Source organism: Streptomyces achromogenes, assembly GCF_030816715.1.
GTDB classification, from domain to species: domain Bacteria; phylum Actinomycetota; class Actinomycetes; order Streptomycetales; family Streptomycetaceae; genus Streptomyces; species Streptomyces achromogenes_A.
Window position 1 is genome coordinate 1,576,645 of sequence record NZ_JAUSYH010000001.1, and the last position, 13,792, is coordinate 1,590,436.

The 13,792-nt window shown below is 73.4% G+C and carries 14 protein-coding genes; 5 read left to right on the forward strand and 9 right to left on the reverse strand.

The genetic code is table 11. The features are described from left to right. Positions 1–2: 2 nt before the first annotated feature. Positions 3–362 (reverse strand): ArsR/SmtB family transcription factor, encoded by a 360-nt coding sequence (locus QF032_RS07090; protein ID WP_307040921.1) that lies wholly within the window; start codon positions 360–362, stop codon positions 3–5. Between the two features lie 62 nt (positions 363–424). On the opposite strand from QF032_RS07090, the gene QF032_RS07095 reads away from it, so the two are divergent. After that, complete coding sequence (locus tag QF032_RS07095; protein ID WP_373430304.1) at positions 425–1,681, forward strand: cation diffusion facilitator family transporter; 1,257 nt, start codon at positions 425–427, stop codon at positions 1,679–1,681. A 63-nt stretch (positions 1,682–1,744) separates the two neighbouring features. On the opposite strand, the gene QF032_RS07100 is transcribed toward QF032_RS07095, so the two are convergent. Then, a complete protein-coding gene (locus QF032_RS07100; protein ID WP_307055464.1) occupies positions 1,745–2,308 on the reverse strand; it encodes a YbaK/EbsC family protein in 564 nt (187 codons plus the stop codon). 43 nt (positions 2,309–2,351) lie between these two features. Continuing rightward, on the reverse strand, positions 2,352–2,927 hold the full coding sequence (locus QF032_RS07105; RefSeq protein WP_307040923.1) for a helix-turn-helix domain-containing protein: 576 nt from the start codon (positions 2,925–2,927) through the stop codon (positions 2,352–2,354). A 105-nt stretch (positions 2,928–3,032) separates the two neighbouring features. Between QF032_RS07105 and QF032_RS07110 the strand changes: the two genes are divergently transcribed. Beyond that, a complete protein-coding gene (locus QF032_RS07110; protein WP_307040924.1) occupies positions 3,033–3,890 on the forward strand; it encodes a DMT family transporter in 858 nt (285 codons plus the stop codon). A 70-nt stretch (positions 3,891–3,960) separates the two neighbouring features. Here QF032_RS07110 and QF032_RS07115 read toward each other — a convergent pair whose 3' ends face one another. Next, on the reverse strand, positions 3,961–4,725 hold the full coding sequence (locus QF032_RS07115; protein ID WP_307040926.1) for an acyltransferase: 765 nt from the start codon (positions 4,723–4,725) through the stop codon (positions 3,961–3,963). A 108-nt stretch (positions 4,726–4,833) separates the two neighbouring features. Between QF032_RS07115 and QF032_RS07120 the strand changes: the two genes are divergently transcribed. Next, positions 4,834–5,364 (forward strand): gamma carbonic anhydrase family protein, encoded by a 531-nt coding sequence (locus tag QF032_RS07120; RefSeq protein ID WP_307040927.1) that lies wholly within the window; start codon positions 4,834–4,836, stop codon positions 5,362–5,364. Positions 5,365–5,397: 33 nt separating this feature from the next. Here the strand turns inward: QF032_RS07120 and QF032_RS07125 are convergent, their stop codons facing one another. Both QF032_RS07125 and QF032_RS07130 read right to left on the reverse strand, forming a co-directional pair. Beyond that, the gene (locus QF032_RS07125; protein WP_306954334.1) at positions 5,398–6,048 is read right to left on the reverse strand and encodes a DedA family protein; all 651 of its coding nucleotides are present in this window, start codon (positions 6,046–6,048) and stop codon (positions 5,398–5,400) included. 330 nt (positions 6,049–6,378) lie between these two features. Continuing rightward, positions 6,379–8,439 (reverse strand): RICIN domain-containing protein, encoded by a 2,061-nt coding sequence (locus QF032_RS07130; protein ID WP_307055465.1) that lies wholly within the window; start codon positions 8,437–8,439, stop codon positions 6,379–6,381. A gap of 419 nt (positions 8,440–8,858) precedes the next feature. On the opposite strand from QF032_RS07130, the gene QF032_RS07135 reads away from it, so the two are divergent. Then, positions 8,859–9,707 carry a UTP--glucose-1-phosphate uridylyltransferase gene (locus QF032_RS07135; RefSeq protein ID WP_307055469.1) on the forward strand — a complete coding sequence of 283 codons (849 nt, stop codon included), beginning with the start codon at positions 8,859–8,861 and terminating at the stop codon, positions 9,705–9,707. 69 nt (positions 9,708–9,776) lie between these two features. On the opposite strand, the gene QF032_RS07140 is transcribed toward QF032_RS07135, so the two are convergent. Continuing rightward, a complete protein-coding gene (locus QF032_RS07140; RefSeq protein WP_306956199.1) occupies positions 9,777–10,214 on the reverse strand; it encodes a DUF4442 domain-containing protein in 438 nt (145 codons plus the stop codon). 245 nt (positions 10,215–10,459) lie between these two features. Here QF032_RS07140 and QF032_RS07145 point away from each other — a divergent pair, with 245 nt between their 5' ends. Next, positions 10,460–11,488 (forward strand): hypothetical protein, encoded by a 1,029-nt coding sequence (locus QF032_RS07145; protein ID WP_307040933.1) that lies wholly within the window; start codon positions 10,460–10,462, stop codon positions 11,486–11,488. A 54-nt stretch (positions 11,489–11,542) separates the two neighbouring features. Here QF032_RS07145 and QF032_RS07150 read toward each other — a convergent pair whose 3' ends face one another. Both QF032_RS07150 and tuf read right to left on the reverse strand, forming a co-directional pair. Then, a complete protein-coding gene (locus QF032_RS07150; RefSeq protein ID WP_307049950.1) occupies positions 11,543–12,334 on the reverse strand; it encodes a spermidine synthase in 792 nt (263 codons plus the stop codon). Between the two features lie 187 nt (positions 12,335–12,521). Continuing rightward, entirely contained in the window at positions 12,522–13,691 is a 1,170-nt protein-coding gene (gene tuf / locus QF032_RS07155) for an elongation factor Tu (RefSeq protein WP_306954329.1), read from the reverse strand. Positions 13,692–13,792: the final 101 nt, after the last annotated feature.

Below are 13,792 nucleotides of genomic sequence, written 5' to 3' on the forward strand. Positions count from 1 at the left end.
GGTCAGTCGTGCGGCGGCTCGTCGCCGAGCCGGTGGTCCGCCACGTTCAGCGCCTCGTCCACCAGGCGGCGCAGATGCCCGTCGGAGAGCGAGTAGACCACGCGGCGGCCGTCCTTGCGGGTGCTGACCAGTCCGGCCAGCCGCAGCCGCGCCAGGTGCTGGCTGACCGCCGGCCGGGCCGCGCCGCAGGCCTCGGTCAGCGTGCTCACGTCGGCCTCGCCCGAGGTCAGTTCGTGCAGCAGGGCGAGACGGGTGCGGTCGCCGAGGAGGGCGAGCAGCTCGGCGGCGAGGGCGAACTGTTCCTCGCCGGGGGTACGCGGATGCGCATGGTGTGCAGATGACAGGTGCATGCGTGCGCTCATACGCACATAATGACGGGGTGGGCGCGCACCCGTCCACCCCGGCACACCGGAAGGGGATCGACGTGAGCGAGCGGCACGACCGAGGACACCGGACCGACGGCGAGCACCGCACCGACGGCGAGCACCACCCCGCGCACGGTCACGGTCACGCGCACCACCACTCCACCCCCCACGCCCACGATCAGGCCCATGCGCATGCCCACGGCCACGCGCACCACCGGGCCCACCATCACGCCCATGACCACCCGCACCACCATGCCGACCACACCGGCTCCCCTCCGCCCTCCGCGACCGCCGCCGCCTCCGTCGCCTCCCGCGCCCGCGGTCTGCGCCACCGCCTCGGGCATCTCCTCACCCCCCACTCCCACGAGAGCGCCGACAAACTGGACCCGGCGCTGGAGAGTTCGGCGCGGGGCATGCGCGCGCTCTGGGTCTCCCTCGCGGTGCTCGGCGTGACGGCCGCGGCGCAGGCGGTCGTGGTCGCGCTCTCCGGGTCGGTGGCCCTGCTCGGCGACACGGTGCACAACGCGGCGGACGCGCTGACGGCCGTCCCTCTCGGCATCGCCTTCGTCCTGGGCCGGCGGGCGGCCACCCGCCGCTTCACGTACGGCTACGGGCGGGCGGAGGATCTGGCGGGCATCGCGATCGTCCTGACCATCGCCGCCTCCGCGGCCTTCGCGGGCTGGACGGCGGTGGAGCGGCTGCTGGACCCGCGGCCCGTCGACCACCTGGGGGCCGTCACCCTGGCCGCGCTGGCGGGTTTCGCGGGCAACGAGTGGGTCGCGCGGTACCGCATCCGGGTCGGCCGCTCGATCGGCTCGGCCGCGCTGGTCGCGGACGGACTGCACGCCCGCACGGACGGGTTCACCTCGCTCGCGGTGCTGCTGGGCGCGGGCGGCTCGGCGCTCGGGTGGCGCCTGGCGGACCCGGTCGTGGGGCTGGCGATCACGGCGGCGATCGCGCTGGTGCTGCGCGACGCCGCCCGGGAGGTGTTCCGGAGGGTGATGGACGCCGTCGACCCGGCGCTGGTGGACCGGGCCGAGCGGGCCCTGCGGGGCGTCGAAGGGGTGCGCGGGGTGGGCGAGTTGCGGCTGCGCTGGATCGGGCACCGGCTGCGTGCCGAGGTGGCGGTCGTCGTGGACGGCGACTTGACGGTACGTCAGGCGCACGGAGTGGCCGTGGCGGCCGAACACGCCCTGCTGCACGCGGTGCCACGCCTGACGGCCGCGCTGGTGCACGCCGACCCGCTGGCGGTGCCCGGCGAGGAGGACCCGCACCGGGCCCTCGCCCACCACGCGGCCGCCACGAGCACGCCGTAGGCCTCAGCCCGCCGACACCCCGCAACCCACGCGCACCCGGCAACCCCGAGCACGCCTCGGGCCTCAGCCCACGGGCAGCCCGAGACCCTCGAGCACCACCGCGCCCGGCAGTTCGGTGAACGCCTTGCCCGGCACCAGGAGCTTCCCGCGCCGGCGCCCGCTGCCCACCAGCACATAGGGCAGGTCGACGACCGCGGCGTCCACCAGCACCGGCCAGGAGGAGGGGAGCCCGATCGGCGTGATCCCGCCGTACTCCATGCCGGTCTCGCCCACCGCCAGGTCCATCGGGGCGAACGAGGCCTTGCGGGCCCCGAGTCGCCGGCGCACGACGCCGTTGACGTCGACCCGCGTGGTGGACAGGACCACGCACGCGGCGAGCGTCGTCTCACCGCCCCGCTTGCCGGCCACCACGACGCAGTTCGCGGACTGCTCCAGCAGCTCACGGCCGTAGTGCTCGACGAAGACGGCGGTGTCCGCCCACTGCGGATCGGTGTCGACGTGCACGATCCGCTCGGCGGGCACGCTGCCGCTCCAGCGGCGTACGGCGTCGGCGACCGGGCCGGGGAGCTCGTCGAGGCGGTAGGGGGCCGGGGCGGCGGTGTCGAAGTGTCCGATGGGTGCGCGCATGGCCGCACGCTAACAGCCCGTTCCCGGCCCTCCGTCCGCCGGCTCAGTGCGCGGGCGGGGGCACCGACACGGTCAGCACCATCTCCGTCGGCACCTCCCCGCGGTTGGCGTAGGAGTGCGCGGTGTTGGCCTCGAACGTGACGCTCGCCCCCGCCCCGACGCGGTACTCGGCGCCGTCGACGGTCAGGGTCAGTTCGCCGGCGGTGACGTGGGCGATCTCGACCGTGCCGGCCGGGTGCGGGTCGGAGCCGCTGCCCTCGCCGGGCATGAGCCGCCAGTCCCACATCTCCAGCGGGCCCGGCGCCTCCGCGCCGGCGAGAAGGCGGCTGTAGCTGCCCGCGTCGGTGTGCCACAGCCGTACCGCCTGGTCGGCGGGGACGATGCGGACCTTCGGGCCCCGTTCGTAGTCCAGCAGGGTGGTGACGCTGATCCCGAGGGCGTCGCCGATCTTGACGACCGTGCCGATGCTGGGGTTCGTGCGGGCCTGTTCGATCTGGATCAGCATGCCGCGGCTGACGCCCGCGCGGGCCGCGAGCGCGTCGAGGGTGAATCCGCGCTCGGTGCGCCATCGCTTGACATTGCGCGCCAGGGACTGGGTCAGCAGGTCGAGGTCCGACACATTCCATCCAGGAGATGAGGGCAATATGTTGAATGACAGGGTTCACTCCACTGCACTACGGTGTGGTGTACCCGATCGTCCACCGAACTGTACTGCGAGAGATCCGTGACAGCACTCTTCGCCCTCGCCACCAGCCTGCTGTGGGGACTGGCCGACTTCGGCGGCGGTCTGCTGACCCGGCGCACCCCCGCGCTGACGGTGGTCGTCGTCTCGCAGGCGATCGCGGCGGCGGTCCTCGGCGCGATCGTGTTCGCCACCGGCGGCTGGGACGACGCCGGGCCCCGGTTGTGGTTCGCGGTCGCCGCCGGGACGGTCGGCCCGGTGGCGCTGCTCTGCTTCTACAAGGCGCTCGCGCTCGGCCCCATGGGGGTGGTCTCCCCGCTCGGCACGGTCGGCGTGGCCGTCCCGGTCGGCGTGGGCCTCCTCCTCGGCGAGCGGCCCGGACTGCTGCAGATCGCGGGGATCGCGGTCGCCGTCCTCGGGGTCGTCCTCGCGGGCGGACCGCAGCTGCGGGGCGCGCCCGTGCAGCGGCGGGCCATCCTGCTCACGCTCGTCGCGGCCTTCGGCTTCGGCGCGGTGTTCGCCCTGATCGCGGAGGCGTCGACCACGGTCACCGGCCTGTTTCTCGCCCTCTTCGTCCAGCGCGCGGTCAGTGTGGTGGTCGGCGGTCTGGCGCTGTACGTCTCCGTGCGGAGGGGCGCCGGCGCCCTCCCGGACGGCGGTTTCCCGTGGCGCTCGCTGCCGGCCCTGGCCTTCGTCGGCCTCGCCGACGTCGCGGCGAACGGCACCTATGTCGTCGCCGCCCAGCACGGGCCGGTCACGGTGGCCGCCGTGCTCGCATCCCTCTACCCGGTCGTCACCGCCCTCGCCGCGCGCGGCCTGCTGCGCGAACGGCTCCGCGGGCTCCAGGCGGCCGGCGCGGGGCTCGCCCTCGTGGGCACGCTGCTGCTGGCGACCGGCTGAGCCGCCCGCCGGCCGTGCCCCGAACCGCGTTGCCGTGGCCCCGAACCTCGTGGCCGCCTCCGAACCCGTCTCAGCCCTCGGGCTCCAGTTGGGCGAGGCGTTCCACCGTCTCCTCGTCCAGCTCCGACAGCGCGACCAGCTGGTCCGGGGTGACGCCGTCGGGTATCGGCACCGGGGGCGGGGTGCGCAGCGGCGGCTGCCAGCCGTCGGCGGACGTCCAGCGCCGTACGACCCGGGCAGGGGCACCCACGACCACCGAGTGGTCGGGAACCGGGCCGCGCACCACCGCCCCGGCCGCCACCACGACGTTGCGGCCGATCCGCGCACCCGGCAGGATCACCGCGCCCGTGCCGATCCAGCAGCCGGGGCCGATCTCCACGGGCTCCATCCGCGGCCACTGCTTGCCGATCGGCTCGTGCGGGTCGTCGTAGGAGTGGTTCGTGGACGTGACGTACACATACGGGCCGAAGTAGCAGTCACTGCCGATGGTGACGGTGGTGTCGGCGATGACATGGCTGCCCCGGCCGAGAACCACGCCGTCGCCGAGGCGCAGGATCGGGTCGGGTCCGAGATCGAGGTCGGGCATCAGACCGGCGGTCAGGGTGACCTGCTCGCCGACGATGCAGTGCGCCCCCAGATGGATCCACGGCTCCCCGAACACCGTGCCGAGCGGGAAGGCGAGCCGGGTGCCCGCGCCCATCGAGCCGAAGCGGAAGCGTCCGGGGCGCTCGGCGGTCACGGAACCCGTGCGCTGCACCCAGGCCCAGCCCGCGTGGACGGCGCGCTGCACGAGGCGGCGCCGCCATGATGAGAACGTGTTCTTGCGCTTGGGCACCCGCTCACCGTACTCAGCGGCGCCGGGGCCACGGGACCACAGCCCTGTGATCTTCGCCCCACCGGGTGGCGTACGGTGCGCGGAGACGACGGACACGAGGAGACGGTGATGACGCACAGGGCGCTGATCGTGGGCATCGGCGGCAGGGAACCCCAGGTCGACGCGGAGGCGTTCGTGGCGCCGACGGCCTCGGTGGTCGGGGACGTGACGCTGGAGGCGGGCGCGAGCGTCTGGTACGGGGCGGTGGTGCGCGGCGACGTGGAGCGGATCACCGTGCGCAGGGACGCGAACGTCCAGGACAACGTGACGCTGCACGCCGACCCCGGGTTTCCGGTGACCATCGGCGAGCGGGTCTCCGTCGGCCACAACGCCGTCGTGCACGGCGCGACCGTCGAGGACGACTGCCTCGTCGGGATGGGCGCGACGGTGCTGAACGGGGCGGTGATCGGGGCGGGTTCGCTGGTCGCCGCGCAGGCACTGGTGCCGCAGGGGATGCAGGTCCCGCCGGGGTCACTGGTCGCAGGCGTACCGGCCAAGGTCAGGCGGGAGTTGACGCCGGAGGAGCGTCAAGGGGTCACGCTGAACGGCACGTTGTACGCGGATCTGGCCAAGGCGCACGACGCGATCCACGGGGAGTAGACCGCGGTTCGCGCCCCTCGTGCGAGAGGGGCGTCACTCCCCGGCGGTCACCGGCTCCGGCTCGGACGCGGGCTGCGCCGTCTGCATCTTCCTGGCCTTGCGCTTGATCACCAGCATGGAGGTCAGGCCGATCAGCACCGCGAGCACCAGCCCCAGCCAGGAGAACCGCTTCAGCCAGGACTCCGCGACGACGCCCACGTAGTAGATGACCGCGGTCGTGCCGCCCGCCCACGCGATGCCGCCGAGGACGTTGGCGACGAGGAACTTCCAGTACGGCATGTGCAGGACGCCCGCGAGCGGGCCGGCGAAGATGCGCAGCAGGGCGACGAACCGGCCGAAGAAGACCGCCCACATGCCCCACTTCTCGAAGGACCGCTCGGCGGTGGCGATGTGCCCCTCGCTGAAGTGCCGGGGGAACTTCGCGCCGAGCCAGGCCAGCAGCGGACGTCCGCCCTTGCGGCCGATGGCGTAGCCGATGGAGTCACCGATGACGGCGCCGGCGGTGGCGCAGGCGCCGAGCACGACGGGGTTGATGCCGCCGTGCTGGGAGGACAGCAGCGCGGCCGAGACCAGGATGATCTCGCCGGGCAGCGGGATGCCGAGGCTCTCGAGGCCGATGACCAGGCCCACCATCGCGTAGACGGCGATCGCGGGCACCGAGTCCAGCCATTCCTGCACGTGCACCGCGGTTCCTCCCGTTCGACGTCCCTTGGCTTGCGGGCTCCGGCGAAGCCTACCGGGTCGGCCGGGCCCGAAGCCGTCCGGTGGTGCGGCGCACCGCCTCCCCATATCCGGGACGCGCAGGACGAACCACAGGTTCCGCTCGGGCAGTCGACGACGGCGACCGGGCACCGGTCGGCCCACCACCCGGACCCCGCGGCGGCCGACGGGCCGACGGGCCGACGAACGTGATCGACATCGTCACGGCCGGGCTGCGGGACGGTCCGCACCCCGCGGCCCGGCCGGCGGCCGGTTTCTCGTCCTCGCGCTCCCCGCCCCGGCCCGGCCCGCCGCTCAGCGGCCGAGGGCCCTCGTGACGCCGGCGACGGGGCCACCCGGCGCCCGCTGTCCGCCGAGCTTGACGGGAAGGACCCGGAGGAGCGCCGCGGAGACCGGCCGGCCGCTCGAGTCGCCCGCGACGCGTGAGGTGCCCGGAACGCCCGGAGCGCCCGGAGCGCCTGGGGTGCCTGGAGCGCCTGGGGTGCCTGGAGCGCCTGGGGTGCCTGGGGTGCCTGGGGTGCCTGGGGTGCCTGGGGCATCCGAACCATCCGCGGCATCCGCGGCGCCTGCGGTGCCTGACCCGTCCGAGGCGCCCGTGTCACCTGTCGGGTCGCAGCAGTCCACCTGGACGATTCTCGTGTGGAACCGCGGTGCCGACGGCGTGGGTTCGGCGGGTTTCGGAGCGGGGTCGGGGGCGCCGGGTGCGGCGTCCCCGGGGGCGGGTGCGTCCGGCGGCACCACGGCCTTCGGGTCCGGCGGCTCCGCCGAGCCGCGGACCTGCGGGCCGGGCTGCCCCGCCGACGGGGCGGCCGTGTCGAACAGCCACCGCTGTCCGGCGGAACCGTCCCGCGGGGCGACGGCGAGGCTCCTGCCCGAGCCGTCGGCGTCGCGGGCGACCACGAGATCGTCGTTCCGGCGCAGCACGAGCTCGCCACGGACGGTCAGGTCGAAGAACGTCTCGCCGGAGTGCACCAGACAGCCGGCCAGGGCGGTCGTGCGGTGGTGCGGATCGGCGGCCAGGCAGAGCGTGGGATCGGCGGAGCTGCGCAGCACACCGTCCTCTTCGTACGACCACTGCTGGGTCGCGGCCTGCGAGCACGACGTGAGGACGATCGCCGCTCCGGTCGCCGCCCGGCCGCCCCGGACGTCGAGGCAGAGTTCCGTGTCCGGGCCGCGCAGCCTGCCGCGCGCGATCTCCGTGGACCGCGAGGCGGACGCGGCCGACGGAAAGGCGGAGGACGAACGGCTGCCCGGGCCGCCCTGCGCGGCGGTGCCCGGGGCGCTGATGCCGCCGGCCGGCGCGCCCCAGGTGGCCCCGGGTGCGGGGACGCCGGTGTCGTCCGTCCAGCCCCTGGCCACGAAGACGGTCGCGACCAGCGCGAGGGCGGTGAGTCCGGCGCCCACGAGCACGGTCGTGGGCCGCCTGCCCGGCAGGGCGAGCAGGCCGGCCGACGTGGTGCGGTGACGGCCGGTCCCGGCGAGCGGACGCCCGGGGGCGGGCCGGGGAGCGGCGTCGGCGGCGGCCGTACGGGCGGGACGTGACTCGAGGTAGCGCAGCGCGCCCCAGCCGAGCACGGTCTCGGCGAGCAGGACGTCCAGTTGGCCGTCGAAGTGGCTGAGCTGTTCGGCGGCGTGGCGGCAGAAGCGGCAGTGCGCGAGATGCTGCCGGACATCGGGCAGCAGGGTTCCGCCGCGGCGCAGGGGGACGTCGAGGAGGCGGTTGTAGAAGCGGCATTCGCTGGTCGGCGCCAGTTCCCGGTGGGCGCGTACGCAGGCCGCCCGGAATTGTTCCCGTGCCTGTTCCAGGACGGCTGCGGCGGTCACGGCGTCCATGCCCGACAGACCGGCCGGTACGGTTATGGGTTCCGACTCGACCTCGGTGTGCCACAACAGGCATTGGGAGGCCGCCGGGAGCAACTGGAAAGCCCGTTCCGCGAGTTGCCGCCTTTCTGCGGTCACCGGTCGCGCGGCGCGCAGTCCACGGCCGCCTACGGTTTTCCGCAGCTCCGGCAGAACCGCGGAAACGCCTTCGGCGCCGGCCCATTCGCGGACCGTCTCACGGACGGCGACGAGGAGCTGGGGACGCAGGGCCCCTCCGGTGCGCCCGCCCGCGAGGCGGCCCAGCACCTCGTGGAACGCTGCGGCGGCCACCAGTCGCGCGGTGTCCTCGGTACCGGCCAGACAGACGGTCGCGTAGTCGTGAGCGGCTCGCCAGTGGCGGGCGAAGAGCAGGGCGATCGCGCGGTGCCGTCCGTCGTCCCCGGCCAGCCGGGCGACGAGCTGGGGGTCGGAATCCCCGGGGGTCCAGCCGGGCCGGGGCGGGTGGGGCGGGCGTGGGGGGTTGGGGGATTGCACGGAACCAATTCCTTCCAAGCCGACGAACGGCACGGAATAGGACGTCGTCGGAAAGCAGGTGCCTGATTGGTGCGTACCTTTGGCCTGACCAGGCGCGTTGGCCGGATCCGACCCTTCCGTAAGGGGAGGCTCACCTTCGCACACGCGCCTCACGGGAAACAAGGAGTTCGAGTGACCCAAGTTCAAAGCGCGGCAATTTCAGATAAGTTACCGGCGGTATCCGTACCCGTTTTCGAAAATCCACCGGACGGCCGGGTTCAACTTGTGCCCGTGGAAAGTGGGATGGTGCACCGAATCTCCGACTTCGGGTCCGTCTCGGCGGCCTCGTCCACCCGCCCGGGAGCCGGAGCCAACGATCCACGGGATTCTCCGAGGCGGCTCTCGGCGTACTCCCGTCACCGTCGGTCAGCATGATCGCCATGAGCGCCTCCCGCCGCGCACCCAGGGCCCGCAAAGCAGTCGTCCCCGCCGCCGGTCTCGGCACCCGGTTCCTCCCCGCCACCAAGGCGACCCCGAAGGAGATGCTGCCGGTCGTCGACAAGCCGGCCATCCGGTACGTCGTCGAGGAGGCGGCGGCCGCCGGCCTGGACGACCTGCTGACGGTCACGGGGCGGCACAAGCGGGCCATCGAGGACCACTTCGACCACGCCTTCGAACGGGAACAGGCGCTCGCCGCGAAGGGCGACACCGTGCGACTGGACGCGGTGCGCGACCCGGCCCGCCTCGCCGACATCCACCACATCCGGCAGGGCGACCCGCTGGGCCTCGGCCACGCGGTGCTCTGCGCCCGCAACCACGTGGGCGACCAGCCGTTCGCCGTGCTGCTGGGCGACGACCTCATCGACCCGCGCGAGACCCTGCTCAGCAGGATGCTCGATGTCCGCGACCGGTACGCCGGCGGCGTGGTCGCCCTCATGGAGGTCCCGCCGGAGCAGGTCCACCTCTACGGCTGCGGTGAGATCCAGCTGACCGACGCCCTCCAGGAACTCGCGGCGGGCGGCACGGTGCACGGCGTGGTCTTCTCGGGCCGCCGTTACGACACCGGCGACAAGGCCGGCTATCTGCGCACGGTCGTCGGCCTCGCCTGCGACCGGCCCGACCTGGGACCGGAGTTCACGGCCTGGCTCAAGGAGTTCGTCGCGAGCCCGGAGGACGGCGACGTCACACGGGAGCAGGAGCGGAAGCAGGGACGGGAACGGGAACGGGAGCAGAAACAGGAACCGGAAAAGAGGCAGGAACGGGAACCGGCGCAGCGGTCGGCGGCATGACGTGGTCGCACACGGCACCGCATCCGCGGGACGCGGCTCCGACGGCCGCCGCAGGTGCGCCGAGCGGGGTCAGCCGTTGGGACGCAGGGTCCAGATGACCTTCATCTCGCCGGTGACGGCCCCGTCGGCACGGCGGATCTCGATGGCGACCGGGAACTCGGGGCGCTCCCCGGCGTCGAGTTCCGCGACCACCTCGGCGGCCGGACGGCCCAGGGTGGCGGTGGCGGTGACCGGTCCCATGGCGAGCTTGCGGTAGGCGATCTCGGCGCCGACGGCGAGCGGCACCGCACGGGAGAGCTGGTCGCCGAACGCGGCGAGGACGATCGCGCCGCTGGCGGACTCGCCGAGCGTGAACATCGCCCCGGCGTGCGGGCCGCCGACGTGGTTGTGGAACTCGCCCTGGTCCGGCAGGACGACCACGGCCTTCTCCGGGCCGGCCTCCAGGAACTCGAGGTGGAGGGTCCGGGCCATCGGCACGGTGGCGGCGAGCATCTCGCCGACGGACATCTGGTCTGCGCTCATACCCGGAGGTTACCTGCGAGTAGCTTCAGCTGACCAGACCGGTGTGACGAGCCCCGCACGCCCGACGTCCGGTGACCTGGACGGGATCCGGGCGCTGCCGGGCCGTCGCCGCAATCCGGGAGTTCACGGACACAGTGCGCGTGTTCCGGCCGGCGGAACCCCGATTCGGTACGTCCCTGACAAGGGGCGGTGACCGAATCGTGTCCCGCACGGCACTAGGGTTTCTGGCCATGTGGCCAGGACAGCAGCCCCCCGGGGGAGAGCAGAACCCGCAGGCGCAGAACAACCCGTACCAGCAGCCGGGATACCAGCAGCCGAATCCGTATCAGCAGCCCGGTTACCAGCAGCAGCCCAACCCCTATGCCCAGCAGCCCCAGTGGGGCGCTCCGGCGCCGACGGTCGTGTCCCCGCCGCCCGGCGGCAGCGGCGGGCCCGGGGGCGGAGGCAACCGGACGAAGCTGGTCGCGATCGTCGCCGCCTCCGCCGTCGTCGTGGCCGCCGGAGTCACCGGCTTCCTCGTGCTGGGCGGCGGTGACGACGAGAAGACCGACGTGACCAAGAGCAGCCCGAGCCCGACGACCTCCACGTCCGCCTCGGATTCCGCCTCGTCCGGCACGGACGACAACCCGCGCGGCAACGAGACCGAGAAGCCGACCGTCGCCGGCTGGAAGGTCGTCGTGAACCCCAAGTGGGGCCTCGCCTACGACGTGCCCGCGGACTGGGAGGTCCAGTCGCCGGGCCTGAGCCAGGGCTTCGAATGGGAGGACAAGAAGAAGTCCGACGGCTACGACCGGATCCTTCAGGGGGGGACGGCGGAGTTCAAGTCGAAGTGGTGCTCCACGGACTCCGACAAGGACGGCAAGACCGAGGACACCGCGCTGGCCGTGGTCGGCTCCAAGGGCGCCGAGGGCGCCAAGACCACCGACGAGATCGCGATCAACACGCCCGCCTGGTGGGTGTTCGGCGGCTACACCGAGCCGGACAAGAAGAGCCTCACCTTCGACAAGAAGGCCACCGCCTTCACCACCGCCTCGGGCATCAAGGGCAGTTACGCCTGGGCCCAGTCGACGAACACGCCCCAGAAGGGCAAGTGCGACAGCGACGGCAAGGCGATCACGTTCGGCTTCAAGAACTCCACCGGCGACTTCGTGTCATGGAACCTCTACGGAGCCAAGGGCGTGAAGGACGAGCTCCCGACGGCCACGATCATGCAGATCCTCAGCACCGTGCGCCTCCACGGAACGCCGACGCACAACTGACGAGCCCGTGCCAGGAGGGCGCGCGGTGCCGGCAAGGCGGGGCGGGGGCGACGATCAGCCGATGCCGAACGCGCCCTCGGGCGGCTCGGGAGAGGGGACGGCGTCCTCGTCCCGCACCGGGCGCGCGTCCCCGACGAAGCGGCGCAGGCCGGGGCCGTGCTCGACCCGGGCCGGGAACGCGTCGGAGGCCGTGCGGCGGGCCAGGGCGGTCACGTCGAGAGGGCGGTGCGCGGCGGCGAGCACCGCGTTGCCGAACCGGCGGCCGCGCAGCACGGCCGGCTCCGCGATGAGCACCAGCTCCTCGAACACCGCCGCCAGGTTGGCGAGTTGGGAGCGCAGAAAGCCGAACGGCGCCGAGTCCGCGAGGTTCGCGAGGTAGACGCCGTCACCGCGCAGGACCCGTCCGGCCTGCCGGGCGTAGGCGAGGGACGTGAGTGCGGCGGGGACCCGCGAGCCGCCGAAGACGTCGGCGACGAGTACGTCGGCGGAGTCGTCCGGCGCCGCCTCCAGCCAGGCCCGCGCGTCCGCGGCGTGCAGGGCGATGCCTGCCCCCGCCGGCAGGGGCAGGCACTCGGCGACCAGGTCCAGCAGGCCGTGGTCGAACTCGACGACGTCCTGCCGGGAGCCCGGCCGGGTCGCGGCCAGATACCGGGGCAGGGTGAGCGCGCCGCCGCCGAGATGCAGCGCGTCCAGCGGCCGCCCCGGCCCGGCGACGGTGTCCAGGACGTGGCCGAGGCGGCGCGCGTACTCGAACTCCAGGTGGGTCGGCTCGTCCAGGTCGACGTACGACTGCGGAGCGCCGTCGACCGTCAGCAGCCAGGCCCGCTCCCGGTCGACGTCGGGCATCAGCTTGGCGACGCCGTGGTCGACGGCTCGGGACACGGGTACGGGGTCGTCGTTCGCCTGCCGGCTCACCTGGTCGTTCACGCTCCCATTGTGCCGGGGGGACCGCGACGCGCGTCCGCGGTCCCCCCGCCGTGCCTGCCGGACCGCGGCACGCGTCCGCGGCCCGCCCCCTGCACGTGGGCCGTGCTCACAGGACGGCTGTCACCGTGCCCGCCGCCACCGTCCGCCCGCCCTCGCGGACGGCGAAGCCGAGCCCCGGCTCCAGCGGGACCTCGCGGCCCAGTTCGACGGTCATGGCGACCCGCTCACCGGGCCGCGCCACGGCGGTCTCCCCGAGGTCCACGTCCCCGACGACGTCCGCCGTGCGGATGTAGAACTGCGGCCGGTAGCCGGTCGAGACGGGCGTGGCACGGCCGCCCTCCCGCGTCGACAGCACGTACACCTCGGCGGAGAACCTGCGTCGGGGCGTCACACTGCCGGGGGCGGCCACCACATGACCCCGGCGCACCGCGTCGCGCGGCACACCGCGCAGCAGCAACGCGACGCTGTCGCCGGCCTGCGCCTCGTCCATGGGCTTGCCGAACGTCTCCAGACCCGTCACCACGCTGTCGACGTCCGCGCCGAGCACCTCGACCCGGTCGCCCACCCGTACCGTGCCCCGCTCCACCGCCCCGGTGACGACGGTCCCGCGTCCGGTGATGGTGAGCACGTTCTCCACGGGCAGCAGGAACGGCGCGTCGAGATACCGCTCGGGCAGCGGCACATAGGTGTCCACCGCGTCGAGCAGCGCGTCGACCGACGCCGTCCACCGCGGGTCGCCCGCCAGCGCCTTCAGTCCCGACACCCGGACGACGGGCGCGGCGTCGCCGCCGTAGCCGTGCTCGGTGAGCAGGTCGCGGACCTCCAGTTCGACGAGGTCGATGAGCTCCTCGTCCCCGGCGTCGGCCTTGTTGAGCGCGACCACGATGTGATCGACCCCCACCTGCCGGGCGAGCAGGACGTGTTCGGCGGTCTGCGGCATGATCCCGTCGAGCGCGGAGACGACGAGGATCGCCCCGTCGAGCTGCGCGGCGCCGGTGACCATGTTCTTGACGTAGTCGGCGTGACCCGGCATGTCGACGTGCGCGTAGTGGCGGGTGTCGGTCTCGTACTCGACGTGCGCGATGTTGATGGTGATGCCGCGCGCGGCCTCCTCCGGGGCGCGGTCGATGCGGTCGAACGGCACGAAGGCGCCGGTCCCGCGGTCCGCGAGGACCTTGGTGATGGCCGCGGTCAGGGTGGTCTTGCCGTGGTCGACGTGACCCATGGTGCCGATGTTGAGGTGCGGCTTGGTGCGCACGTAGGCGGTCTTGGGCATGGCTGTACCTCGAAGCGTGTCCGTAGGAGTTCCAGAGGAACGCGGACCCCGGATCACTTCCCGACCCTCCCCCTGCGGGGTCCGCCGGACGATCCGGAGAG

Bases quoted from the DNA above. Each gene is read 5' to 3' on its own strand.
- QF032_RS07090 (WP_307040921.1), bottom strand. From the start codon at position 362: ATGAGCGCACGCATGCACCTGTCATCTGCACACCATGCGCATCCGCGT.
- QF032_RS07100 (WP_307055464.1), bottom strand. From the start codon at position 2,308: ATGCGCGCACCCATCGGACACTTCGACACCGCCGCCCCGGCCCCCTAC.
- QF032_RS07120 (WP_307040927.1), top strand. From the start codon at position 4,834: ATGACGCACAGGGCGCTGATCGTGGGCATCGGCGGCAGGGAACCCCAG.
- QF032_RS07135 (WP_307055469.1), top strand. From the start codon at position 8,859: ATGAGCGCCTCCCGCCGCGCACCCAGGGCCCGCAAAGCAGTCGTCCCC.
- QF032_RS07140 (WP_306956199.1), bottom strand. From the start codon at position 10,214: ATGTCCGTCGGCGAGATGCTCGCCGCCACCGTGCCGATGGCCCGGACC.
- QF032_RS07145 (WP_307040933.1), top strand. From the start codon at position 10,460: ATGTGGCCAGGACAGCAGCCCCCCGGGGGAGAGCAGAACCCGCAGGCG.
- QF032_RS07150 (WP_307049950.1), bottom strand. From the start codon at position 12,334: ATGCCCGACGTCGACCGGGAGCGGGCCTGGCTGCTGACGGTCGACGGC.
- tuf (WP_306954329.1), bottom strand. From the start codon at position 13,691: ATGCCCAAGACCGCCTACGTGCGCACCAAGCCGCACCTCAACATCGGC.